This window comes from Gemmatimonadaceae bacterium, assembly GCA_030647905.1.
In the GTDB taxonomy this organism is placed as follows: Bacteria; Gemmatimonadota; Gemmatimonadetes; order Gemmatimonadales; family Gemmatimonadaceae; genus UBA4720.
The window spans coordinates 1-25,364 of record JAUSJA010000011.1 but is presented as its reverse complement, the minus strand read 5'-3'; the positions used below and the strand labels follow the sequence as shown (position 1 = coordinate 25,364).

Below are 25,364 nucleotides of genomic sequence, written 5' to 3'. Positions count from 1 at the left end.
CTCCGCCGCTGCTCCGCCGCCGATTGACAAAGGCTCGCCGCTGGTCGATCTTGCCGTCTGTGCTTTCACCCTTTCACTCCACTTAGCAACTTGCCGCCGATTTCGAAAACCGTTGATACTCGGCATCGACGCGACTAATCTCCGCGCTGGCGGTGGCATTTCCTATCTCGCCGGAGTGCTGCGTGGCGCGGACCCTCCGGCGCACGGCTTTTCGCAGGTGGTCGTATGGGCCGGTCGGGAAACGTTGGCAATGATAGAAGACCGGCCCTGGCTCGTGAAAGGCCACGATCCACATCTCGACAAAGTGCTTCCGTATCGGGTCTGGTGGCAGCTTTCCCGGCTTTCGGCATCCGCTCGCGAGTTCGACTGCGACGTTCTCTTCGTTCCGGGCGGCTCCTTCGATGGCGACTTCAGGCCGTTCGTCGCCGCGAGTCACAATCTGTTGCCGTTCGAGTGGAATGAGCTGAAGCGCTTCGGCTGGAGCTGGATGGCGCTAAAGCTGATGCTTCTCCGTAAGGCGCAGTCCCGCACGTTCCGGAACGCCGACGGGCTCGTTTTTGCCAGCCGGTATGCGCGCGACGTGGTGATGCGAGTGGTAAAGCCGAAAACCCGCCGCACGGTGGTTATTCCAAACGGCGTTGATCGGCAGTTCATCCGCGCTCCGCGTGAGCAGTTGCCGATCGAGCGCTATTCCGCCGAGAACCCGTTCCGCATCCTGTACGTTTCGATCATCGACGTGTACAAGCACCACCCCGAAGTCGCGGAGGCCGCCTCAAGACTCCGCGCCGGCGGCTTTCCCGTCGTCCTCGAGCTCGTCGGCCCCGCTTACCCGCCGGCGATGAAGCGGCTCCAAAAGACAGTTGATCGCGTCGATCCGGAAGGCGAGTTGATCCGCCAAAGGGGAAAGGTATTGTACCCGGAACTGCTGGCGAGCTATGCCGAAGCGGACCTGTTCGTGTTCGCCTCTAGTTGCGAAAACATGCCGCTCATCTTGCTCGAGGCGATGACGTCGGGGTTGCCGATCGCCTGCTCCGACAGCGGCCCGATGACCGAGATCCTCGGCGACGGCGGGGTGTACTTCAATCCCGAAAAACCCGAAGAAATTTTTCAGTCGCTGCACGCGATGATCACGTCTCCGAGCCTGCGAAGCGAAAGATCCGCAATCTCGTTCGAACGCGCTAAGGCCTACGATTGGACCCGGTGCGCCCGCGAAACCTTGATGTTCCTGTCGGAAGTCGCCAGCGCCGCGGAACCGCAGTCGCCCGCGAACGAATCTTCACTTCCGTCCGGAGTCGCCTTCGGACTACGCGCGCCCGACCGCATCGAAGGCGATCGGGTAAAGGTGGCCGCGAGCCGCAATGCCTGAGAAGCCCCGCGTGCTCGTAACCGGCGCCGATGGATTCATCGGCTCGCATCTCACGGAGGCGCTCGTCCGCCGAGGATTCGACGTTCGCGCGTTCGTCCTGTACAACTCCTTCAATTCGTGGGGCTGGCTGGACGAATGCGGCGATGATGTGAAAGGCCGGTTTGAGGTTTTTGCGGGCGACGTGCGCGATCCGAACGGCGTCCGCACCGCGATGAAGGATTGCGACGTCGTCTTCCACCTCGCCGCCCTCATTGCGATTCCCTATTCGTATCACTCCCCCGATTCGTACGTGGACACCAACATCAAGGGGACGTTGAACGTGTTGCAAGCGGCCCGCGACCTGGGCGCCTCGAAGGTGGTGCATACTTCAACGAGCGAGGTGTACGGCACCGCGCGATTCGTACCGATCACCGAGGATCACCCGCTTCAAGGTCAGTCGCCCTATTCGGCGAGCAAGATCGGCGCGGACCAACTCGCGATGTCCTTTTACACTTCGTTCAACACGCCGGTCACGATCATCCGCCCGTTCAATACGTACGGTCCGCGCCAATCGGCACGCGCTGTAATTCCCACCATCATAACACAGATTGCGGACGGCGCGAGAGAAATCCGGCTCGGCGCGAGGACTCCGACTCGGGACTTCAATTTTGTCGCGGACACGGTCGAAGGGTTCATCGCCGCGGCGAATTCCGACAACGGAATCGGCGAGGTGATAAACCTCGGCAGCAATTTCGAGATCTCGATCGGCGACACGGCTACTCTCATCGGGGAGCTGATGGGTGCGCAAATCGAGATCGTCACCGAGCGGGAGCGGCTCCGGCCGCCAACGAGCGAAGTCGAGCGGTTGCTCGCCTCAAACGAGAAAGCCGCCTCGATCCTGAATTGGCGCCCGGCCTACGCGGGCCTCACCGGTTTCAGGAAAGGCCTCTCCGAAACCATCGAATGGTTCCGAAAGCCCTCCAACCTCGCCCGCTACCGGACCGATGTGTATAATGTCTAGGCGAGCGGTGATTCTCGCCGGCGGCAAGGGCGCGAGATTGCGGCCCTATACTATTGTGTTGCCCAAGCCGCTGATGCCACTTGGCGAATACCCGATTCTGGAAGTCGTCGTAAGACAACTGGCCGCGGCGGGGTTCGACCGCGTCACGATGGCCGTCAACCACCAGGCGAACTTGATCAAGGCCTTCTTCGGAGATGGATCCAGGTGGGGTATAGCCATCGACTACTCCCTGGAAGAGTCGCCGCTCGGAACGATCGGGCCTTTGCGCTTGATCGGCGATTTGCCGCGACATTTTCTCGTAATGAACGGCGACGTCTTGACGGATCTGGACTTCGCCGCCTTTCACGATGCCCACTTGGCGTCGGGTAAGCTGTTCACGATATCATCTCACTCGCGGGAGCAGGCGATAGACTACGGAGTCCTCGAAGTGGATAGGTCGAGTGGGCGCCTTACCGGGTTCAATGAGAAACCGACGGCTCGGTATGAGGTCAGCATGGGTGTCTATATGGTCAGCCGGGAGGCGCTTGACTCGGTTCCCGCCAGCAAGCCCTACGGATTCGATGACCTGATGTTGGACCTTATAGCAGAAAAAAAAGAGGTGACTGTACGTCCATTCGAGGGGTACTGGCTGGACATTGGACGTCCGGAGGACTACGCCCGCGCGATCGAAGAGTTCGACTCATTGAAGTCGCGATTCCTCAGTGACTAGCGTCCTCGTCACGGGCGCAGCGGGCTTCATCGGGGGCGCCCTGTGCAGAAGACTGAAACGGTCCGGTCACGAAGTCTTTGAGCTTACCAGCGAGCACGGAGACATCGCGCGGCGGGAGACGCTGGCCGGAGCCCCTGCGGCCCGGCACGTCTTCCACCTCGCGGGACGCACCTTCGTACCAGACAGTTGGCTCGATCCAGCCGGATTTCAGCGAACCAACGTGCTCGGCACCGCCAACGTTCTTGAGTACTGCCGCACTCACGGCGCTCGACTGACTTTCGTGAGTGCATATCTCTACGGAGCACCGGAGCGTCTGCCGGTCTCCGAAGACGTCATCCCCCGCCCCAATAATCCCTACGCACTATCGAAGTACCTCGCCGAACAATCGTGCGCCTTCTACGCCTCCTGTTACGGCACGTCGGTCACGGTGATCAGGCCCTTTAACATATTCGGACCGGGCCAGCCGGACATATTTCTAATTCCCCAGATCATCCGACAGATCAGGGAGAAACGGGCAATTCGAGTCAGCGATCTCGCGCCGCGGCGGGACTTCGTTTATCTGGACGATTTCGTGGACGCGCTGGTGCGGACCCTCAACTTCGCGTCGGGCTATCAGGTGATCAACATCGGCTCGGGCCGTTCGCTCAGCGTGCGGGACGTCATCGAAACCGTTCAAGACGTCGCTGGAACGCACTTGCCGATCGAAACGGACGGAGAAACGCGCCGCGGAGAAATCAACGACGTGTACGCGGACATTGCTAAGGCCTCGGCGCTCCTGGAGTGGACGCCGAAGCTCACGTTCCGTCAGGGCATCGAGCGAATGCTGTTGCGCTCCGGCGATTGAGCGATCCGACCCGGCGGGCAATGCGCATTCTGTTCGTAGGAGATTGGGAAGCGGACATTCACGAGGAGCCCGCGTACCGGGCGCTAAAAACGCTCGGACACGAAGTCCGTCCCTTCAAGTGGCATTCCTATTTTCACGCAAAGCACAAGCCGGCTGAGCGGTTGAGTCCGGACATCATCAGCCGAAAAATCCAGAACAAATTCCTGTTCGGGAATCGGCTGCGCCAGCTCAATCGCGACTTCATAGCGGCCGCGGTCGCTTTCCGGCCCGAGATGGTCTTCGTCTATCGGGGAACCCACGTCAAGAAAGCGACGTTGACCGGCATCAAGAGGGAGCTCCCGTCAGCCGTCCTCGTCGGGTACAACAACGACGATCCGTTTTCGCGCCGGCAGCCGGGCTTGCTGTGGCGACATTTCCTGGCGAGCGTACCGTTCTACGACCTGATGCTCGCGTACCGCCAACACAACGTTGCCGACTTCCTGCGGATCGGCGCGAAACGGGTGGAGGTCCTTCGCTCCTGGTTCGTGCCGGAGCGGAACCGTCTCGTGGCACTTTCGCCGGAGGACGAGGCGCGATTCGGATGCGACGTGGCGTTCATCGGTCACTATGAGCCGGACAATCGAATCGAGTGCCTGGAGGAGATTGCGAAAGCGGGCGTCGCGCTGCAGCTGTATGGTCCCGACTATCCGCCCAAGCCTGTCTCCGACGTCCTCGCGCATCTGTGGCCGGTCAATCCCGTTCGTGGGGAAGACTACAACAAGGCGGTCTGCGCAACAAAGATCGCGCTTTGCTTTCTGTCGAAGCTCAACCGTGACACCTACACGAGGCGATGCTTCGAGATCCCCGCGGCCGGAACGTTATTGCTCTCCGAGTACTCGGACGATTTGGCGTCTCTCTTCGAAGAGGGCGTCGAAGCGGATTTTTTTCGCGACAAGGACGAACTGGTGAGAAAAATCCGCCACTACCTCGCGGACGGGCACGCGCGCCGCTCGGTGGCGGAACGCGGCCGAGCCCGGGTGATCGCCGACGGTCACGACGTCGAGTCGAGAATGCGGCAGGTGGTGGATTGGGTCGAGGAGATCAGGAATGCAGCCGGCGGATGACCCGGCACGCCGCTACAGCCGCGGCGTGTGCCCCAAGCGTCTTTTGATCTGGTTGATGATCCAGTAACAGCGGCCGGGTCCCAGCGTCAGGAGGCCCGTTACGTAAACGTAGAAGAAAGGCTCACGTCCGAAACCGGCGCGAATGAGATCGCGCGCGTACGCGATGAAAGCGCGCGCACCCTTGTCGGAATGATAGGAAAGAAAGGAATAGGAGTATTTTGAAAGCTCATTCCGGATGCCGCGATAGACATCGAGGCCGGAATCATCCTCCACGATTTTCGCCACCTTCAGGTATTGCTTCATCTGGTAGAGACTGCTCGCGATCGTGCGCTTGCCCGGTTCCCAAAAACCTTTTTCGCTCTGCGAATTGCCGAATACGGATTTCTCCGGACCGATCAGGCGGTTGTAAACGGTGATCTGTGGGGTGGCGACCGCCGGGAGCCGCGACAGGATCATCGCGATGACGTAGAGCTGGTAGTAAAGAGTCCCGTCTACCTTATCGGTCCTGTTCTCAACCGCCGAGGCCCGGTGGATGACGAGACCGGAGACCAGAACGGCGCGATGAAACAGCCGCTTGATTGTCTCCGCACCCGGCTGGAACCGGGTCTCTCGCGGATAATACCGGTGTATCTGCTCCTGAACGCTCGGGTCGTCTCGAAAGGTCGCGTAAGAGCGAAGCAGGAATCGGGGGTTCGAGTTCGCGGTCAACACCGCATCGAAGTGCTCGAGCGCGCCGGGAGCCAGCAGGTCGTCGTCTCCCATCAGCACGATGTACTCACCCGCCGCGTAGTCCATCGCGGTGCGCAGATTTCTGTCGTAGCCGAGATTCCGCGGATTCTCAACGTACCTCAGCCGTCCATCAAAAAGGCGCTCATACGCTTGGGCCATCTCGCGTTTTTGCGCTCGCGCCGGCTCGGGGGTGAAGTCGTCGCAGCAGATCACTTCATAGTTGGTAAAACGCTGGCCCAGGATCGAGTCGAAGAGCTGCCGCAGCTCCGAGGACCGGTTGAACGTCGGGATGCAGATCGAGAATCTTGGGCTACTCATTTGCGCGACCTGTATTTGGCTTGAGTGGGACGAAAAGAGATTGCCGCCGAAACGTCAATCCCGAGGCGTTTTCGTTGCGACGATGTGGTAGCCCATGCAGGCGAGGTTCCGAAAAGCGGATTTATCCGCCTTGAAAAACAGGGACATGAAAACGATTGCCGGAAGCATGAACGGCACCGCCCACTTGTGATGCGCCCACACGCGTACGAGCTCCGATTTCAGCAGCATCGCGTAATCGCCGATCGTATCCATTCTGGTAATGGACAAATCGTACTTAGGCAGAAAAAACTCGTACCAGTTGTCGGAAAGCCCCGGCTGAAACCAATGCGGGTTCATGTGCCGCAGGGACATCAACGGCGCAGTGAGTAACAGCTTTCCGCCGGGCCTGAGCAGACGCGCGATCTCTCGTATGGTTTTCTCGGGATACGGCACGTGCTCGAGAACTTCGGTGCACAATATCGCGTCGAAGTGGCCGCTTTCCTCATCGACGTTCCAGCAGTTTCCCAAGTAATCGAGCTGCCCGTACACATATTCTTCCCGCGTGCTGCCCAGCCCCTCAGAGGATTTACCCCAATCCTGCGCATAATACCGGAGCTGATCGCAGTGCTTGCGGTATCTTTGGGATCCGCAGCCGAGATCGAGTATCCTGGACCCCGCCGGCAACGCCGCGACCTCCCGCTCAATGAAATCGTTGATTCGGGATTCCGAGTACACTCCGAGGAACCGCTTCAGCCGTTCGTGCATTTCATCCGTGTCAAAGACAAGCTACGCGGAAGGGCCTGTAAAATATCCATTCTCGGCTGAAAAACCGACCGCTTGCGAAGGGTTTGGCGAAGATATTAATTTACTACTTGGAGGCGCCCGACAGCCCTGTACAGCCCCTCTACCTGTCCCGCCGGCAACGTCCACGCAATTGACGTCAGCATGAAAACCAAGCGCGCTCTAATAACCTGAGCCAGCCCATAAATTCCACACATGACAATCTCTTTTTAAACAAACGGAGCGCCAGTTGTATTCCATAGCCGAACACTTGAACGATCGCACCCGTAAACCCCGCGTCCGGATGACCCTGCCGAGGCTTGGTCCGCTCAGCTACAATCTCTTAAGCTTGCACTTCGACCTTGAGACCAAGTCAATTAGAATGGCCGCGTGAAGCCAAAATTAGTCATAGTTGGCGCAGGTCTCGGAGGCTGCGTTTTGGCAGACCGCCTAGCCGAGAGTTGGGACATCACTATTGTCGAACTCGGCTCGCAGGCCACGCCGTTGCAACAGCGTGTGCTGGATACTGCCACACCCGCCGTCACCTACCCACACATCGGCTCCGGGCTCGGGGGAACTACTGCCCTCTGGCACAATGGCCTTATCGAAGTGGACGAGGATATCTTTCAGGAGAAATGGCCATTTTGCAAATCAGAACTGGCGCCGTATTACACTCAAGCCTATCCGAAGCTTGCCGGTGCACCCCAAAGTGCCGTGATGGCAGCTGTAGAAACGCTACGCGAGAAGTACTTGGCCATTGGCTTCCCGGAAAAGAAACTGGGACAAGGTTTATTTTTCCCCCGTCAGCGTGTCAATACATGGCATTCTCTCAAACTGAAAGGGCGCGTCAAGGTCGTTGAAGGCGAGGTCACTGCCTTGTTGTACGATGGAAAGAGAGAAGTTCGTCACCTGTTGGTCAAGAGCGCAGATGGCGAGCACAAGGTCAGCGGCGATGTCTTCATTCTCGCCGCCGGTGGCCTCGGTACACCACTTTTGCTTCAAAAACTGGCCGAACACTTCCCGCTTCCGGCTTTGCAACAAGCTGGCCTCCATTACGAGGACCACCCATCTGCGTTTGTGGGCGAAATCACTCTGGACGCGCCGCTCTACAATCTGTGGAATTATCCCGCGCCCCATACTGACGGCAATCTCCGCTTGCCGCTGGTTGTCAAGCAAGATGGCCTGCAGGTTTCCTTCCAGCTCAGACCGGCGGCTATCTACCACCGGACGCCGCACCCGCGAGTCAGGGTGCGAAGTGTACTCACCGAGCTAAGGAACGAACCGTTCAACCCGCGGCCTTACTTCCGCCTGCTGACTCACTGGGACGATATTCTGGATATCCTTTCCTTTAGGTTCCGCATCCACCTGCCCACCCAGCACTATTCACTACTGATGGTTGCGGAACAACCGCCCGCCACCACCCGCAACGTCTGGGGGGATAAAGAAAGCCCCAACATCTACCGGAAGTGGGACATGCCAGCTACTTACATCCTCTCCCTGCAGAAATCAATTCACCAGGCGCTGAATATACTGGGCAATATGGTCACGAACGCAAACGTGTTCCCGTGCTGGCCCAGCAACATATTCTCTTCCTCGCACCATTCTGGCACCGCCCGCATGGCCGCGTCACCCGATCAGGGTGTGTGCGACAAGAATGGCCGGGTCCACGGACTGGAAAACTTGTATGTGTGCGATGGCTCTCTCATCCCCGCCAGCGGCTACGCCAACACCGGCCTCACAATCGCCGCCCTCGCGCTCCGCATGGCAGATCATCTGCGCAGACCGCATTAAAGACACCTTGCCATTGTTTTCCTTTGCCGGGGCAACGCAAGGTCCAAGGAATTTAATTGGAGTTTCAACTAGACTTGGGACTCATCCCCACCTCTGTCCTCGCGGATCACACGAAATCTTTTCTAATGACCTCGTCCGTGAACGAGCCCAATGATAAAGGAATCACTTAAGAAGTCTCGAGTGATTTACGCGCTGAATTCCTTTATTAAGGATGTTGCGTTGTCGGTGCAGTTGGCGCGCATTAGCCGGGTCTATGAAAGCAAGGTCGCTTGCGTCCCTGCTAACTGGGACAGGAGGAACTTAATTAAGATGCTGCATGACAGAATGCGCGGTGCCGGCGTCCAGCAGGTTCGTTGGCCAGCCGCACCGATGCATATTTACTGTGTGGGTACTTATTACGATCATGAGGCGACTGGGTTTCTGCAGTCGCTTGCTCGTTTTGGTCAATTGAGCCTCTACTACAATATGCAGGGGGAATATGGATTGAATCCACCAATTGGCGTTTCGGCCTACAGAGCTAGAGAGTCGAACAGTCGCCATCTTGTGGAACACATCAGAGCATTAAATGCGGAGCGCCGAGTAGATTGCGTCATCGGTACGATGACGGCGCAACAATTATCTGTCCACGCGTTGCAATCGGTAAGGAAAATGGGTATTCCCGTCATTAATATGGCAATGGATGATAGATTACCGGTACATTGGAGCACGCAGGATAACGTGCGTATGGGTTTTATAGGACTCGTCGAAGGCGTTGATCTTACTTTGCAGACGACCGAGGAATACGTGCCTCGCTATCTGTCTGAAGGGTGCCCTGCTATTTACTGGCCGTTCGGGAGTGATCCTGAACTATTTAAACCTTCAGGTGACAAAGACTTGGATGTTGTGTTCGTCGGAAATAATTACGGTAAAAGAGGAAAGCTCGTCGATGCTGTTAGGGCAGCGGGAATTCGGATCGAGTGCTTCGGTAACGGATTCCAAAATGGCCATATAGCGGGCAACGAGGTTCCTAAACTATTCGCCAGAGCCAAAATAGTTCTCGGCACGGGGTTTGTTGGACACTCGAGCAAAATAGTTACTCTCAAATTACGCGATTTCGATGGGCCAATGTCTGGAAGTCTGTATCTTACTAGCTACAACCCCGATCTGCAGAAGCACTATGAAATCGGTAAGGAGATTGCTGTTTACAAAACGATTAACGAGTGTGTCGAGAAACTGCGTTATTACCTCGCCAACGATGCGGAACGGAAAACGATAGGAGCTGCCGGTAGAGCCCGGGCGGTTCGCGAACACACATGGGATCAGCGATTGGCTAGCGCAGTCGATTTACTCCATTTCTAGACGTATTGACGTCCTCCCCGAAATCGGAGCCATTTCGTAGGTTATGAGTCCTAATCTGCCTTGAGGCGGCGAGGACTGATCAAGAGGATGAGATTTACTGAGCAGATAATCGCGGTTCTGTATGAGGCTGGAGGTTCCACCTCGATTCGCGAGGTCTGTGACGAGCGGACAGCGGCGCGACGTCGTCACCCATTTGCTCGAAGGCTTTCCGACGAGCGCGCGCCACGCATGTGAGTTGATCGGTCCCAGCCGGTCCCGTTGGCACTATCGCTTGCGAAGGGGACGCCACGAAGATCATCAGAGAGCGCCTGCGTGATTTGGCCGGTATGAGGCCAGGCTGGGGTTACGAGTGCGGCTTCACATCGTGTCGGAGCGGGAAGGCCGGGGTCTTCCTCGAAGCATTGTCTGCGACAACGGCCCCGAGCTCGCGGGCAGAGCGCTCGATCTCTGGGCGCATCCTCACGGCGTGGCTATTCAATTCATCCGGTCTGGTAAGCCGGTTGAGAATGCGTTCATCGAAAGCTTCAACGGGCGATTCCGGGAGGAATGCCTAAGCAGCGAGTGGTGTACGAGCATCACGCACGCGCAATGACGCGCCGCTGACCAAATGAATTTGCAACGAAAACGAAAGCAAAATATAAAACAATGCCTGTTACAGCGCCTTTGTAGAAAGCAAAAGTTTGATACCAACCACCACGAAATGTTTCTGCCAAAACTGACGCCAAAATAAAGAACCACAACAATTGTCCTCGCAACGCTTTCCTATAGGTGACGCCAATTGCGTATGAAATACAGAATGGGACGAGTAGGCAGCCGATCAAGCCAAAATTAAAAAAAGCTTCAGCCAGCTCGAACATGCCCCCTATAGCACTGTATCCCAAATCTTGAAACATCCATGCCAAATCTCGCGGGCGATTAGGATAAATAAATTCTGGCGGCGTCCGAAGGACGTAATCAAAGTAGCTCTTACCATGATCAAAATTGACCGCTGTACCCATCATGTCTACAGTGTTAGAAAACGTCGTCGCAATACTGCTAATCGTACCCGCGTTATATATGCCCAAGTCCATCAATCCCTTGTAATCTTCTACAATGGTCTCCTCTGGAGCCTCCGCCGAAGATAACGTAGTTCTTAATGTACCCCAAGCCTCCATGGCGAGTGCCACAAAAACAAATACAACGTAGTGCCGAAGTCTGAAACGGGCAATTCGTCCATTTGCTGCAGCTGGCCCAATAACAACGGCCAATATCCCTGACAACACGTCGATTCGTCCGCCGCGTAAAAATATTCCCCAGATGAAAAAATAACTTCCAAGAAAAATCAGAAACGGTGTGACCCATCGTCTGCTTGAACGTGAGCCAGCGGTAACGGCCACCACCATCGCAATAACACCAATCGCTTGTAAATTTCCGAGAAGTTGCCCTTTCCCGCTACCACTTGCGTAACCAGATTCGAAAACGGTATTCCCATAACTTCGGGCTGATAAGTAACCGGTGATAAAAACAATTACAGTCGCAAAGTAAAAATATGATGAAGAAAAAGACATAAGCGCAGTTGTTGCTGGCCAAGTAGAACCAGGTTTCCGCGATAGCCTAAATCCAATTACCAAGCCACCGAACGCGCCCAGCAACGCCAGCGAGGTAAGTGCGAACATCTTCGCACCGACTTCCAACGTCTGTGCCTCAATCCCAACTGGTGAAAAGGCTGCTGAAGGATCAATCGCTTTGATAAGCCCTGCGTAATAGCCGATAGTAACCAAAAGCAATAATCTAGATTGAAACAATAAATTATTACGAAAAAACCACATTGCCGTAAGAAAGGACAAAAAGCCAAATCCAAAACATTGACGGCCATAATCGATGTAGGATTCAGGAAATAGAAATATGATCACTCCAATCGCAGCATTTATGACCAACAAACTTAGAACAAACGAACGTAGGTTGAGCAAACGGAATAGCATCGTATAAATAAGGAGGTGGAGTTGACCCGCTTGGATGAGTCCCAGGTCTAGTTGAAATTCGGGTGGTGCCTCCTACTAGAGTGTTGATCCCCGGAAAGGATTTTCACTCACAGCGACAAGGACACCACCCATGCGAAGAGTACGAAGGAAAGAGGCGAAGGGCCAGCAGACGGCATCTGTTGGCGAGAGTATTGACGAGAGTGTAAGAAGTTGTGGGGTCATAGATTAATTCCTTATTTATACGATGCTATTTCGTTTGCTGAACCTACGTTCGTTCAGTCCATGCTCCACGATGTGGTGGTACCGAAAAGAAACCAACGTGTTGTGCGTTTCGAATAATACCTAATTGACTCGAACAAATCCTATGACTCCCAACCTCCTCGACTACCTCTGCGAGCCTGTCACCAAGGCGCCGCTTCAACTTGTCGATGCGGTTTCCGATGCTGACGGCAACATCCAATCCGGTGATCTGGTTACGCCTACCGGCAAACGTTATCCCATCATCAACGGTATCCCTCGTTTTATAGATTTTGTGCCCACCAAGACCGTGGAGTCTTTTGGCGATGAATGGAATTATTTCAACTTTACCGACTTCAAGGTGAACTGGCTCTCCCACACCGTTGCGAATACCTTCGGCACGACCGATGTTTTTCAGAGTAAGCTGATTGTGGATGCAGGGGGGGGCAGCGGCGCACAGAGCAAGTGGTTCGCGGAATATGGCGCTAGCCACGTGATCATGATGGATCTTTCGCATGCTGTCGACGATGTTGTGAAGCGCAATCTTGCCGGATTCAAGAATGTGGATGTGATTCAGTGCTCCATCGATGCCCCCCCCCTGCGTGACAAAAGCATTAACGGCATTGTCTATTGCCATAATGTGATTCAACACACCCCCTCAGTTGAAAAGACCGCCCATGCGCTCTATGCGCTGATGGCGCCAGGTGGCGAGTTTGTGTTCAATTGTTATCCGCTGAATGACCAAGGATTGGTGCGCTGGGTGCGCTTTCATCTTGTTTATAGACCATTACGCGCGGTACTGTCGCGTATGCCTTTCGGCCTTATCATGCTTTATTCACGCATCATGGCCGCCCTTCGACTGGTGCCCGGGTTTGGGGTGTTTCTGGAGAAATCCGGTTTCTGTGTACAAGGCGATATTCCGCGACTGGCCGGGGAAGCCACATGGGCGCGCATAAAGCGGCGATTCAAGAACACGAAGCTCAATACCTTTGACTGTTATGGTTCGCATCAATACCAGCATCACAAATCTGAGGACGAAATACGTGCGCTAGTCAGCGCATTGCAGCCGGATACTGCAAAGGTGCGCAACATGGACAAGTATTTTCTTCGCCCGACTCCAATTGGCTGTGGCTTGCGAGTTTCCCGATAGCTTAGAAGAGTTCGCCGGCGCAGCTCCGGACTGTAGCCCCAACGCGCAAGTCGTGCGCGCACGGAAGCGGGTACCGCCCGCTCGTCGTAAACGAGCCCTCGCTCCGCGGGGACTCTGCATGGCCGTCCCTCCGTCGCCGGTAGTCGCGGCGAACCTGGGCTCGGCGCATTCGCGCCCAGGGGGCGCGAAGAAGCCCGACTCGCGCAATCGCGTCGCGGCCAAAGCGCACTCCGTCGAGTATCACGGCGTTCGCGCCTATCCACACATCGTCCTCGATCACGATCCCACGCGACGAGTCGCGCTGAAGATACATCGGGGTCTCGATCCTCGCGGTTCCGTGGTTTCCCCCGGCGATCATCACGTTGGGCGCGATCAGCACGAAGTCACCGATCTCGACGCGCCCGTACGCAGCCACTCCCGGATTGAAGTCAACGAACTTGCCCACCTTGAGGAAGGTGCACCACAGGGTGACGGAGTGATCCACCCTGCATCCCGGGCCCAGCCGGATCCAGCGGTGATTGCGAATCGATGCGAAGGGAGACACGTACACCGTCGGATGCAATTATCGGTACCGCACCCACGAGAGCAGAAAATACAACTCGGCGGGGGACACATAGCCGAGGCTCGAGTGCCGCTGCGCCCGATTGTACTACACCTCGATGTACTCGAACAGCGTGGCTCTGGTTTCTTTCCTGGTGTTTCAGTCTGAATCGTCGACCATCTCCTTCTTGAGTCTGGCGAAGAAGCGCTCAGCCACGGCGTTATCCCCGCAATCTCCCTTCCGGCTCCTGCTGCACGTGATTCCGCGCTGATCGAGCAGTGCCCGGTAGTCGGCGCAGGCGTACTGGCTCCCCCGGTTCGCGTGATGCAAAAGACCCACCAGAGGTTTTCTCCAGGCAATCGCCATCTGAAGCGCGTCCATCACCGTCTCATCTCGTTAGCGTCGCCGAATCACACGAGCACGCGCCCCGTCATCAGTCTGCGCTCGCGGAACAGGTAGAAAAAGCCGATGACGGCAAGTGTGTACGCGCCGCTGGCGACTACTACGATCAGAGCTCGAAACGCTGATGGCGACCGCCATTCGCGTGACGCGGCGTAGAGCGCGAGTGCCATTGGCGCTGCGGCGAACGCGGCTTCGAGACAGCGGCGGAGCGGCCAGCGAATCGGGAGCGCTCGGCGGCTGATTACGAAAACGATCACCATCACCGCGACCGCCGCGGTGAGAAGTCCGAGAGCGGTTCCGACGAGAGGATCGCGACGCGAGAGAAGCAAGACCGATACGGGAGCGAGGAAAGCGCCCGCCGCGACCGGCGCGATGACGATCCGCATGTCCACCTTGGCGATGCCGAGATGGCTTTGCATTGATGAAGCAGCCCGCAACATCTCGATGAACGCCGCCCATCCGACTACGATCATTGCCGCGTGTCTGAATTGCGCGCCGACCAGCAGCGTGGCTAGAAAAGGACCGCCGGCGGCAATGAAAACAGCCACGATCACTAACCCAGGAAGGTAAGCGCGGGCGTACCGGTTCCACGCGAGCGCCTGCCCTTCAGGCCCCTGCCCCTTGAGGTTGCCGTAGTATTCCGGCTCGTAGATCTGCGCAAAGATTCCCTCGTACAGCGCGATCGGCGCGGCGGCGAGCCCGTAACCGATGACGAAAAGACCGAGGCTCGTCGCACCCTGCGCCTTGCCGAGCACAAACCGATAGCCTTGCGACTGGATCCACCAGAGAATGTTCGTAACGATCACCGGCCACGCGAAAGCGAATACCGCGCGGCGCGTGAAGGATAGCGTTCCGGTCGAATCGTGGCTTCTTCTCGGTCTTCCGAGCGCACGCCACAGTACGAAGAATGAGAACGACGAAATGGCCAACCCCAGGTACTGGCCGGCTACCCAACCGGCTGCGCCCGCGCTCGTCGCGCGCAGCACGGCGATCGATATCAGGAGTCCGGCCCATACCGGCACGTTCGAGAACACCGCGCAGCGGATCCGCTTGCGCATCAGGTTCGCCCCGCTGGTGCCTAGCGTGTTGAGCGGCGTCGCGACGACATAAAGGGCGAGTAATGCGCCCACCATCAGCGGAGTGAACCCGCTTACGATCCCGAGCTTGCTTTGCAACAGCGCACCGACGACGCCGGCAAGGATTGCAACGCCCATCGCGTAAGCGGCATACCGCCGGACGTAGGTCTTGAGAACGCCCTCTTCGCGCCACTCGCCGAAACCGCGGATCACGTACTGCCCGACCGGCGAGACGAGCATCAGGCAGAAGTAGGCGACGCTCCCGATTTCCGCGACTCCTGCCATCTGCGCCGGGACGAGCAGCTCGGTCGAAACCCGGACAGCGACGATTTGCCCGACTGCGGCGGCCGCACGTCCGACCGCGATCGTGACGGCTTCCGCAAACTGGCGGCCGGCGGGAGTGCCGCTGGTGGCCGCGACTCCCATCTCCGGTTCGGGGAGCCCGCCACCGCCCTCCGGCGCGATCCCGTGAGTCGCGAACGAGGTCAGGTGTACGACTCGCCGCGAAGCCGCCGATACCACCTCGTAGCCAAAGCATGGGCCAACGTTACGTGGTAGGTGAACGCCGCCACGTTGTGAAGATGCATCGCCAGTTTCTGCGCCCGACTAAAACCCGCCGCCGCGACGATGTGCGCGACCGCTCTCGATACGTGAAGCTGATGCAGCGTGCGCGACGCGTAACGCATCAGCGCGCCATCTGGAATCACGAACGGAGCGCGTGTGGCCCGGTCTCGCTGGCGGTAAAAAAACAGCACTTCCGGAGTGCTACTCAACCTTGCGATGCTCAGCAACTTCAGCATGTAGAGGTTGTCGTGATCGCTGCCCCGGTTGTCCACCATCTCATATGAGAGGAGAGCTTCGTGATGAACGTCGGCCCTGACGAGACCAAACATCAACGGGATCGGCGTGCGATAGAGGAGATAGAAAGCGAAATTTGCAAGCGCCGATTGGCGGCGACTCCGAAAGTACTTCGGCGCCAAATTTACGTCGCGCACGGAGCCGTCGGGGTAAACGAAACCGAGTCCCGAGTATGCCATCCCCACGCCGGGGTCGGCCTCCAGCAATTCCACCATTCGCCGGACGTAGCTCGGACGATAGACGTCGTCGTCACACGCGATCATGAAGTATTCGCCGCGCGCCATCGCCGCGACTTTCTTCTGCCCTTCAACAACGTCTGACCGTCGCTCGTCCACGACGTAACGGACGCGCCGGTCCAGCGCCGCGAATTCTCGACAGATCTCAGCAGTGCCGTCAGTCGAGCGGTTGTCCAGGATCACTACCTCGATGTTCTCGTAATCCTGGGCGAGTAGCGATTCGAGAGCTTCTCTCAGATCCGTCTCGCCGTTGTACACCGTGATGCCGATGGAGACGAGTCCCGGAACCCTGTCGTTCACGCGAGAACAATCAACAGGTGACCGCCGCAGGCGGATGCGAGTTTAAGCAGTGCATGTATGAAAAGAATATGCGGCATTGACGGACTGTTGGACTCTGCCTGACGGCAGGAACGAGCCGCGAGAAAGGGTTAAACTTAGCGGGAACGCGTCGAGGGCAATAGGGTCTAATCCGGGAGCACACCAGAGTGCGGAGCACTCGTGCGTACCGGTGCTCGCGCAGTTTGCCCTCGCGCGCATGCGAGTCGATCTGCACGGCGGGTTCAGGGTGAGCCAGGTAGTATCGAAACTGCTCGACCATTTCATCCACTCCCCGGTAGCGCGATTTTTCGCTGAGCGATCTCGCAGCCTATCAAGGCTCCCCCACAGGTCAAGCGTTTGGAAACGGGGAGGAATAACCCCATGCCTTACTCACTCATGAAGTCGAAATCTTCGGCGCCACTGATTGGCCCCGCAGATACTGATCGCGCTATCATGCATCGTTCGGTCGGGGCAACGATTCCGATGAATCTTTGATCCTAGTGCCGGTCTCCTGGTACGTCCGTCGTTTGGGGTGCCTTTCTGGAGCCGAAACCACTCCTCGCAGCAGCTAATGTCGTTCCGCGAACAACGCAGCGAGCTTTCCACGGTTTGGCTGAGCTATTACCCCTCTCTCAGTGATCAACCCGCTCACGAGCTCTGCTGGTGTGACGTCGAAGGATAGATTCCGCACCAACACGCCGCGGGCGCCCATTGAACATCTCGGTAGCCGGTCACTTCCTCGGAACCCCGCTCCTCGATCGGGATATCTGCGCCGCTGTCGGTGCAAAGGTCGATGCTCGATAGCGGACACGCCACATAAAACGGGATGTCGTGACGCCGCGCAAGAACCGCGATGGTGTAGGTACCGATCTTGTTCGCCACATCCCCGTTCGCGGCGACACGATCGGTTCCGACCACGACCGCATCTACTTCACCTCGCGCCATGAGATGACCGACCATATTATCCGTGACGAGCGTGACCGGAATGTTTTCCTGTACCATCTCCCACGCAGTCAGGCGAGCGCCTTGAAGCAACGGCCGCGTCTCGCCCGCTATTACGTAGATCCGTTTTCCGGCTTCAACCGCGGAGCGAATCACCCCCAGTGCCGTGCCGTGGCCTCCGGTTGCGAGCCCCCCAGCGTTGCAATGGGTGAGAACCGTGTCGGAGTCGCTAAGCAGCTCCGCGCCGAATGCACCGATTGCCCGATTGGTGGTGATGTCTTCCGCGTGAATCGCGCAGGCCTCCCCGAGCAACTTGTCCGCAATGTCACCGGGCTGCCGCTCGGCGGCGATCTCGAGGATCGACCGCATCCTGTCCAGAGCCCAGAACAGATTGATGGCGGTGGGACCTGAACATCACACCTTGCTTCGGGTAATGCGGAACTGTCCGAATGAATGATTTGATCGGCACGGAGCTAATCAGGCGTAGAGCGGAGAAAAGAGAACTCGTGGGCCATCTTCATTCGCTCCCCAGAACGCGCCCGGCGATTGCGCGGAGACGCTCAACGATCAGCGGCTCTCTCGCACCAGGGGCGGTTATGACCGCATCATTGAGGGCGATCTTGCAACGGCACATCGACGAACTCGAGTCCCTGTTAAGTCTGGGTGCGACCGCCTTGACCAGAGTTCGCGCCTGGTCCCCGTTTGCGACAAGAACCTTGATGATCGCGTCGACCGTAACTTCGTCATGATCCAAGTGCCAGCAATCGAAGTCGGTCACCATCGCCACCGACGCATAGCACATTTCCGCCTCCCGCGCGAGTTTTGCTTCTGGCATGTTCGTCATACCGATCACATCGCATCCCCATTGCCGGTACAACTCCGACTCAGCTCGCGTAGAGAATTGCGGCCCCTCGATCACGAGATACGTCCCGCCGTCAACCACTTTCGCAGAGACGTCTCGGGAAGCTTGCATCAAATGGGCACCCAGCCGTTTGCAGACCGGATCCGCCATGGACACATGCGCGACCATGCCATTGCCGAAGAAACTTTTCTGGCGGGCGAAAGTGCGATCGATGAACTGATCGACCACCACGAAGGTTCCCGGAACCAAATCTTCCCTGAGCGACCCAACCGCGCTCACGGAGATCAGATCAGTGACCCCGGCACGCTTCAGTGCGTCGATGTTTGCCCGGAAATTGATCTCCGAGGGCGGTATGCGGTGGCCGCGTCCATGGCGCGGCAAGAACGCCATCCGCAGTCCGTCGAGTTCACCGTATAAGATCTCGTCAGACGGCTCTCCGAAGGGTGAGGCAATCTTCACCCACAGTTTTCCGGTCAACCCGTCTATGTCGTAGACGCCGCTTCCGCCGATAACCCCCGTCAGCTGCGGAGTGCTGGGTCGTAGTCCCATTCTCGTTAAATCACCCGGTCGTTCCCGCCGTCGACGGGAATGTGTGCACCCGTAGTCTTGGCGAAGACGGGTCCGCACAACTCAGCAGCCAACTCCGCCACATCGCGGCTCGTAATTTCAGTCTTGAGTACGTTGTTTTTCCTGTATTCTTCGACCGTTAGCCCATATAGCAGCGCGCGTGACCTTAGTACTTCATCCGTCCAGATGCCCGTGTCGAATACGCCGTGAGGGTGAAGCGAATTTACGCGGATTCCATCCCCACCCCATTCGAGAGCGGCCACTCGGGCCAACTGGTTGAGGCCTGCTTTCGAAGCGGAGTATGCTGCAGCTCCAGGTCCCGGGGCGGCGACGTTTCTTGAACCGATGATGACTACACGGCCGCCGCGTGGGGCAAGCTTCAGTAACGGAAACGCAAGGCGCATCAGCGTGAGATTGGCGTCGAGGTTGAGGCGCATCACCTTGCTCCACTCTTCACTCGGCAGTTCGGCGATCGGACGGCTAGCGGGAAAGATCCCCGCGTTGAGAACAAGCATGTCCAGCCCGCCATAGCAATTCACAGTGCGTTCGAGAGCGGCCGCTACCTCTAATTCGGCTGTTATGTCACACTGGATTCCGCTGAAATCCGGACGCTGGTACAGCGTTGAGATCTTCGGGTTGATGTCTACGCCGACTACCGAAGCGTCACGTCGCAGGAAAGAGTCCACGCACGCGCGACCGATTCCGGAGGCCGCGCCGGTTATTAGGGCGATCTCACCGGAGAACACTTTCCTTTCTCCGGACTTCGCGAGCTTGGCCTGTTCCAGATCCCAGTATTCGACGTCGAATATCTCGCGCTCTGGAAGCGCGGTGTAACCTCCGAGGGCGGATGCGCGCGTGATTATGTCGATCGTGTGCGAGTAGATATCAGCGACGACCCCCGCGTCCGCCGCAGACCGCCCAACCGTGCACATGCCCAGCGTGGGATCGAGAATCACTCTTGGGGCGGGGTCCACCATGACCTTGCCCGTCGCACCGCCGCCGTTCCGCACGAAATAATCCCGGTATTCGTCAACGTATTTAGCCACGTCGCGGCCGATCATCGGCAGGCGCTTGGTCCGGAGAACATGGTCCGGCGTTGCAGGGCCGTGCGTCGCTATGGCCTCCAGATCCTTGCACTGCGCGAAGCTGAGAGAACGGTCGTCAGACTGCCTCCAGACAATTAGGGGGAACCCAGCAGCATCGGAGATCTCCCTCCGCAGCCTGGGCAGTTCGGAGCACCCCTTCGCGGCCGGTTGACGCGGCGGATCCCACTCGACCCCCCAAGCTTTGTTTCGTTTCAAGTACTGTTCGGCACGATCGACGAGACTGATCATTCGCTCATAGGACTCGTAGGCCGATTCGCCGAACGAAAAAATGCCGTGGTTCATCAGCACCATGCCGATCGTGGCCGGGCCTGCCTCACGTGCGAACCGCTCCCCGCACAGCTGGGCCAGCGGAAACCCAGGCATGACGTAGGGAATGATCACCGCGACATTGCCGTAAACCTCGTCAATGCGTGATCGGCCGTTCGCGGAATTGGTAAGTGTGACAACCGCGTCGGCGTGAGTGTGATCGACAAACTTGTACGGTAAGACTGCGTGAAGGATCGCCTCCACCGAGGGAGTCGGAGCGCCCGGCCGGGTGGTCTGGGTTTGAAACTCATTCACCATCTCCGGGTCGGACAGGAATTCCAGACCAGCCAAGCGCTTCAGGTGCGACAACCTGACCGGAGCGAATCCGGCTTCCTCGATAGTCGCCAAATCCCATCCGCTGCCCTTCACATAAAGGATATCTTCCTCGTCTCCAAAGATGTCACGAGTGGTGACCTTGACCGAAGTGTTGCCACCGCCGTGAAGGACGAGTGCCGGCTCACTGCCCAGCAGCCGCGATGTGTAGACACGTAGAGCCAGGGGGTCGCCGTTGAATTTCCCGGCGTCGTTGTCACTCCAGAGACTTCTCATTTCCACCTACTCGCAGCGGTTGATTCGGGGGGAACGGGGGTCAGTAGTTTTTCTTCTTTCAGGCGCGCCTCTGGAACGAGCGAAGCCAGACCCTCTTCCGTTGCCGGGCAGACCCCATATTCCGTTATGAGCGCTGTCACCAGATGGCCTGGCGTCACGTCGAATCCGGGATTCAGGACGGGCGTGTTTGCGTTGCCGCGTACTTCTTCGGCGGAGCGCTCCTCTATGGGAATCAGAGCGGAATCCGACAGCGTCCAGTCGATGCTCGCGGACGGTGCGGCGACATAGAATGGCACGCCGGCGTCATCGGCTGCGAGAGCCTTGAGCAGCGTTCCGATCTTGTTGCACACGTGACCGTTTCGAGTAACGCGGTCGGTCCCGACAATGCACGCGTCAACCCGCCCGCTCTGCAGGATCGATCCAGCAGCGTTGTCGACAATTAGCGTGAACGGCACTCCGTGAGCACCGAGCTCCCATGCAGTGAGCAGTCCCTGATTGCGCGGCCGCGTTTCGCTTACCCAGACATGCACCGGAACACCTGCATCGTGAAGGAAGTAGACCGGCGCGAGGGCGGTGCCGACATCTATCGCCGCCAGCCACCCGGCGTTGCAATGGGTGAGAATGTTGAGACGCCCACCGTCGCGTCGCGGCTGCTGCAGACTTTCGAGAAGTACGGCTCCGTGACGACCTATCGCCTGGCACGCCGCGACGTCCTCTTCCGCCATCCGGCCGGCTGTCGCCCAAGCCTCACTGAAGCGCTGGGATTCGGGGAGTGGAGCGACCTCGGCCCTGACACTTTCGAGGGCCCAGCGCAAGTTCACGGCGGTCGGCCGGGTCGAAATCAGAAGTTTTATAGCGCGGTCGAGTCCGGCGTCCGAAGCATCGTCGCGCAATCCGAGCGCCAAGCCATAGGCGGCGGCGATGCCTATCAGTGGCGCGCCCCGCACGCTCATTCGGCTGATCGCCGAAGCTGTGGCAGCGATGTCCTCCAGCCGCAGATGCTCGAACCTATCCGGCAGCAACGTCTGGTCCACGATCGAAACCGCGCGGCCATCCGGGGTTTCGGTTAGGGTCCGTTCGCGAACTCCGTTGACATTCACTTGAGCCGGCTCACGGGCCTCAATCCCCCTCGAATTCCATCAGATGGAAAACCTTGCGTCCTTCCGCCTCGAGTTTTTTTCTGCCGCCCAGATCCGGGAGATCGATGATGAAGCAAAGCTCGACTAGGTCACCACCCGTCTGGTCAATCAGCTGCGCTGCGGCGCTCGCCGTGCCACCGGTGGCGACCAGGTCGTCAAGGAGCAGGACACGCTCCCCCGCGGCGATCGCGTCAGTGTGCATCTCGACACGATCGGTGCCGTACTCGAGCATGTAATCATGGCCGATCGTGGTCCACGGAAGTTTGCCCTTTTTCCGAATCGGGACGAACCCCGCCCCGAGCAAGTACGCGACGGCGCCGCCGAGAATGAATCCGCGGGCTTCGATGCCGGCGACCTTGGCGATTCGTGCCTCGGTGTACCGTTCGGCGATCCGATCAATCGTTTCCCTGAACCCGCAAGGGTCGGCTAGCAGGGTCGTTATGTCTCGGAAATTGACGGAGGGAATCGGATAGCCGGGGATACTGCGTACCAGCGACTTCAAATCAGTCAGAGGACTCTCCCGCGACAACCGCGAGCCGCGCAACCATTGACGGATCGCGAACACCGGCTGCCGTCATGATCGCGCCTTGGAGCGCTCTGTCGCAACCGGCAGGACACGTGGACGGCCCCTCGCGCAGCCGCGGCACTGCCAGCCGAATCATCTCGCGGGCGATTCCCACGTTTCTCGTCATCGTCTTGATGATCTGGTCCACCGTAACGTGCTGCTCGTCGGTCTTCCAGCAGTCCCAGTCGGTCACCATCGCCACCGTCGCATAACACAGCTCAGCTTCTCGAGCGAGCTTGGCCTCGGGCATGTTCGTCATTCCAATCACGGCCCCGGAATCCCGGCGGTGCACCTCCGACTCAGCTCGTGTCGAAAACTGCGGCCCTCGATGGTCACGTAGGTTCCGCCACGCACGCACGTCGCGCCAGCGTCTGTCGCCGCGGCGTAAAGTGCATCTCCAAGTCGTGGGCAAACCGGGGTTGCCATGGAGACATGAGCGACCAACCCCGTGCCGAAAAAGCTGTGCGGCCGGCTGATGGTCCGATCGAGGAACTGATCGACGATGACGAACATCCCGGGCTCGAGATCCTCCCTAAGCGAGCCAACCGCGGAGAGCGCGATAACATCGGTGACGCCGCAGCGCTTGAGGGCGTCGATGTTCGCCCGATAGTTCACTTCCGCCGGAGGGATTCGGTGGCCGACCCCATGGCGCGGAAGAAAGACGAGCGGAGTTCCGTCGAGCTCGCCTCTCAGGACGCGGTCCGACGGATCGCCGAATGGAGTCTCAATTGCTTCCCATCGCTTCTCGGCGAGCCAGTCCAGGTCGTAAATACCGCTTCCACCGATGAACCCCAGACAAACCTTGCGCCCCTTCACCTTCGACCGCCCCGCAATCTACCGAACGCGTTCATCAGCCGCCGCTGCCAACGAGCGCCGGCTCGTGAAGGAGCTTTCGCTTCAGCTTCACCTTCGTCATCTGCTGAACGTGGGCGGCAACCTTCTCCCCGAATTTCTCCCGCACCATGTTCAGATAGCGGAGATTCGAGAAATAAGTGAGAAACGCCTCATCTCTGAATTTGAGTACTTCGGCGCTGGTCAGTGTGTCGGTCCCGAGTGGCAGACATTCGTAACTGTGCTGGGAATAGCCGATCCAGGTCTCCGGAAGATCGAGGCCGGTCTCAAGAGCCATTGTGTAGAGCTTCGATCCGGGGTACGCCATAGCGCAATAGAAATTGGCGAACTCGCAGTTTGCCTCCACCGCCAGATCGAGCGTCTCCCGCATGGATTCGTGAGTGTCGTCGGGTAAGCCGAATATGAAGTTCCCGATAACGTTTATTCCGGCGTCCTGGATCTTCTTGACCGTCTTCAAAATGTCTGTCGTGCCGAAACGGCCCTTCTCGACACCATCGCGGACATGCTTGCTGGCAGATTCGATTCCGAGCGCGAGCCACCTGAAGCCGGCGCCCTTCAGCTTGTGGAGGAATTCGTCTTTGACGGTATCCACTCGCGCATACGCCCAGATGTTCAGGTCGTAGCCGCGCTCGATGATTGCGTCACATATGCCGAGTACGTGGCTGGGATTGAGGACGAACATCTCGTCCACGAACTTGATGTTCTTCACACCGTACTGCTTGACTAGAATGTCGATTTCCGCGATTACCGTTTCCGGAGACCACATCCGATATGCGGATTTTCCGAATGGCGCGTTGATGCAGCAGAACGAGCACTTGTATGGGCAACCGAGCGAGGTGTGCATCGATACGTACGGCTGCCGGTCGTCGATGTGCTCGAAACAATGCCAGTTGTGAGCCCGGTACTTCTCCATCGGCAGGAGGTCCCATGCGACTCCCGGCATCTCGGTGTCGAGATTAGTCATCAGGGCCCCGGGAGGGTTCGACGTCACCGCGTCGCCCACGTAGTACCAGAGACTCGGGATTCCCTCGAACGACGTGGCTCCGCTCTTCAACGCATTTGTCGTCATCAGGATCGTTTCCGGCCCCTCGCGATCACACACGAAATCGACCGTTTCCTCGCGGAGCGTGCGCTCGGGAAGCGCGGCGGGATGCGTCCCCGTCATCATAATCCGGCATTCCGGGTTGATTTCCTTCAACGCGCGGCAGGTTTCGCCTGCGGCGACCATGTTCTGCGTGGAAGCGGATGGCTGGAACCCATACACGACCATTACGGTCAGTACCGGGCGGAAATTCTCCGAGATGAATTCGGCGGTACCCTTCGGGCTGAGGTCGGTGGCGGGCGCATCTACAATCGCCACGCTGACACCCTTGTTGCGGAGATACGTGGCGAACAGGCCGGCCAGCGACGGCGGCTCGATCGCTGACAGGTCGTCGGCGAGTTGCTGGTAAACAGCTTGCCGTTGACCAGGGTTGACCAAGACAACGTCAATCGATTGCGGCGTGCGTTTCGTGTTGCTGGCTGTTGCTTCGCGCATCATAAATGGGTTAAGTGGTAACCGTATAATTTGATGGATTTCACTGCATTGTGCAATGAGATTGTCAAACCAAAGTAGAAATGTCCCCCCTCTTAACAAAGTAGAAATGTCCCCTTGGGTTCATGTTGTTATTGGAAGGTCTGATTGCTCAGTTGGCGTGGTCTGAAAGGCCATCAGCCGTTGCCGTCGTATTGCTTCAGCAG

At 58.0% G+C, this 25,364-nt stretch carries 20 protein-coding genes and 3 pseudogenes; 9 read left to right on the top strand and 14 right to left on the bottom strand.

Features of this window, described 5'->3' with window-relative positions; all coding sequences use genetic code 11:
- The first annotated feature begins 112 nt into the window (after window positions 1–112).
- The 5 genes from Q7S20_02065 to Q7S20_02045 are packed head-to-tail and all read left to right on the top strand — an operon-like array spanning window position 113 to window position 5,022.
- Window positions 113–1,366 (top strand): glycosyltransferase family 1 protein, encoded by a 1,254-nt coding sequence (locus tag Q7S20_02065; protein ID MDO8500605.1) that lies wholly within the window; start codon window positions 113–115, stop codon window positions 1,364–1,366.
- The gene (locus Q7S20_02060) at window positions 1,359–2,366 is read left to right on the top strand and encodes an NAD-dependent 4,6-dehydratase LegB (GenBank protein ID MDO8500604.1); all 1,008 of its coding nucleotides are present in this window, start codon (window positions 1,359–1,361) and stop codon (window positions 2,364–2,366) included. The genes Q7S20_02065 and Q7S20_02060 overlap by 8 nt, the downstream gene beginning before the upstream one ends.
- Window positions 2,359–3,075, top strand: coding sequence for a sugar phosphate nucleotidyltransferase (locus Q7S20_02055; protein ID MDO8500603.1), 717 nt, complete (start codon window positions 2,359–2,361; stop codon window positions 3,073–3,075). The genes Q7S20_02060 and Q7S20_02055 overlap by 8 nt, the downstream gene beginning before the upstream one ends.
- Window positions 3,068–3,919 (top strand): NAD-dependent epimerase/dehydratase family protein, encoded by an 852-nt coding sequence (locus tag Q7S20_02050; protein MDO8500602.1) that lies wholly within the window; start codon window positions 3,068–3,070, stop codon window positions 3,917–3,919. The genes Q7S20_02055 and Q7S20_02050 overlap by 8 nt, the downstream gene beginning before the upstream one ends.
- Window positions 3,920–3,939: 20 nt before the next feature.
- The gene (locus Q7S20_02045; GenBank protein MDO8500601.1) at window positions 3,940–5,022 is read left to right on the top strand and encodes a glycosyltransferase; all 1,083 of its coding nucleotides are present in this window, start codon (window positions 3,940–3,942) and stop codon (window positions 5,020–5,022) included.
- A gap of 12 nt (window positions 5,023–5,034) precedes the next feature.
- Here Q7S20_02045 and Q7S20_02040 read toward each other — a convergent pair whose 3' ends face one another.
- Both Q7S20_02040 and Q7S20_02035 read right to left on the bottom strand, forming a co-directional pair.
- Window positions 5,035–6,069: a glycosyltransferase family 2 protein gene (locus Q7S20_02040; GenBank protein ID MDO8500600.1), complete on the bottom strand. Its 1,035-nt coding sequence runs from the start codon at window positions 6,067–6,069 to the stop codon at window positions 5,035–5,037.
- A 54-nt stretch (window positions 6,070–6,123) separates the two neighbouring features.
- Window positions 6,124–6,813, bottom strand: a complete 690-nt coding sequence (locus Q7S20_02035) for a class I SAM-dependent methyltransferase (protein ID MDO8500599.1) — start codon at window positions 6,811–6,813, stop codon at window positions 6,124–6,126.
- A gap of 453 nt (window positions 6,814–7,266) precedes the next feature.
- Here Q7S20_02035 and Q7S20_02030 point away from each other — a divergent pair, with 453 nt between their 5' ends.
- The 3 genes and pseudogenes from Q7S20_02030 (at window position 7,267) to Q7S20_02020 (ending at window position 10,513) form a co-directional block, all read left to right on the top strand.
- Complete coding sequence (locus Q7S20_02030; GenBank protein MDO8500598.1) at window positions 7,267–8,619, top strand: GMC oxidoreductase; 1,353 nt, start codon at window positions 7,267–7,269, stop codon at window positions 8,617–8,619.
- A gap of 180 nt (window positions 8,620–8,799) precedes the next feature.
- Window positions 8,800–9,957: a glycosyltransferase gene (locus Q7S20_02025; protein ID MDO8500597.1), complete on the top strand. Its 1,158-nt coding sequence runs from the start codon at window positions 8,800–8,802 to the stop codon at window positions 9,955–9,957.
- A 352-nt stretch (window positions 9,958–10,309) separates the two neighbouring features.
- A pseudogene (locus tag Q7S20_02020) lies at window positions 10,310–10,513 on the top strand (integrase core domain-containing protein).
- A 19-nt stretch (window positions 10,514–10,532) separates the two neighbouring features.
- Here the strand turns inward: Q7S20_02020 and Q7S20_02015 are convergent.
- Window positions 10,533–11,849 carry a hypothetical protein gene (locus tag Q7S20_02015; GenBank protein ID MDO8500596.1) on the bottom strand — a complete coding sequence of 439 codons (1,317 nt, stop codon included), beginning with the start codon at window positions 11,847–11,849 and terminating at the stop codon, window positions 10,533–10,535.
- 433 nt (window positions 11,850–12,282) lie between these two features.
- Here Q7S20_02015 and Q7S20_02010 point away from each other — a divergent pair, with 433 nt between their 5' ends.
- Window positions 12,283–13,305, top strand: coding sequence for a methyltransferase domain-containing protein (locus tag Q7S20_02010; GenBank protein MDO8500595.1), 1,023 nt, complete (start codon window positions 12,283–12,285; stop codon window positions 13,303–13,305).
- A gap of 1 nt (window position 13,306) precedes the next feature.
- On the opposite strand, the gene Q7S20_02005 is transcribed toward Q7S20_02010, so the two are convergent.
- The 11 genes and pseudogenes from Q7S20_02005 to Q7S20_01955 form a co-directional block, all read right to left on the bottom strand.
- Window positions 13,307–13,855: an acyltransferase gene (locus tag Q7S20_02005; GenBank protein MDO8500594.1), complete on the bottom strand. Its 549-nt coding sequence runs from the start codon at window positions 13,853–13,855 to the stop codon at window positions 13,307–13,309.
- A gap of 150 nt (window positions 13,856–14,005) precedes the next feature.
- Entirely contained in the window at window positions 14,006–14,230 is a 225-nt protein-coding gene (locus tag Q7S20_02000; protein ID MDO8500593.1) for a hypothetical protein, read from the bottom strand.
- A 26-nt stretch (window positions 14,231–14,256) separates the two neighbouring features.
- Window positions 14,257–15,846, bottom strand: a complete 1,590-nt coding sequence (locus Q7S20_01995) for an oligosaccharide flippase family protein (protein ID MDO8500592.1) — start codon at window positions 15,844–15,846, stop codon at window positions 14,257–14,259.
- On the bottom strand, window positions 15,810–16,718 hold the full coding sequence (locus Q7S20_01990; protein MDO8500591.1) for a glycosyltransferase family 2 protein: 909 nt from the start codon (window positions 16,716–16,718) through the stop codon (window positions 15,810–15,812). Before Q7S20_01990 ends, Q7S20_01995 begins: the two co-directional genes overlap by 37 nt.
- Window positions 16,719–17,384: 666 nt before the next feature.
- Window positions 17,385–18,077, bottom strand: a pseudogene (mtnA, locus tag Q7S20_01985) (S-methyl-5-thioribose-1-phosphate isomerase).
- Between the two features lie 118 nt (window positions 18,078–18,195).
- Entirely contained in the window at window positions 18,196–19,089 is an 894-nt protein-coding gene (locus Q7S20_01980) for an S-methyl-5'-thioadenosine phosphorylase (protein MDO8500590.1), read from the bottom strand.
- 5 nt (window positions 19,090–19,094) lie between these two features.
- Entirely contained in the window at window positions 19,095–21,068 is a 1,974-nt protein-coding gene (locus tag Q7S20_01975) for a bifunctional aldolase/short-chain dehydrogenase (protein ID MDO8500589.1), read from the bottom strand.
- The gene (mtnA, locus tag Q7S20_01970) at window positions 21,065–22,168 is read right to left on the bottom strand and encodes an S-methyl-5-thioribose-1-phosphate isomerase (protein MDO8500588.1); all 1,104 of its coding nucleotides are present in this window, start codon (window positions 22,166–22,168) and stop codon (window positions 21,065–21,067) included. Before mtnA (Q7S20_01970) ends, Q7S20_01975 begins: the two co-directional genes overlap by 4 nt.
- A 19-nt stretch (window positions 22,169–22,187) precedes the next feature.
- Window positions 22,188–22,709 carry an adenine phosphoribosyltransferase gene (locus Q7S20_01965; protein ID MDO8500587.1) on the bottom strand — a complete coding sequence of 174 codons (522 nt, stop codon included), beginning with the start codon at window positions 22,707–22,709 and terminating at the stop codon, window positions 22,188–22,190.
- Window position 22,710: 1 nt separating this feature from the next.
- Window positions 22,711–23,588: pseudogene (locus Q7S20_01960) on the bottom strand (S-methyl-5'-thioadenosine phosphorylase).
- A 34-nt stretch (window positions 23,589–23,622) separates the two neighbouring features.
- A complete protein-coding gene (locus Q7S20_01955) occupies window positions 23,623–25,164 on the bottom strand; it encodes a radical SAM protein (protein MDO8500586.1) in 1,542 nt (513 codons plus the stop codon).
- Between the last annotated feature and the right edge of the window lie 200 nt (window positions 25,165–25,364).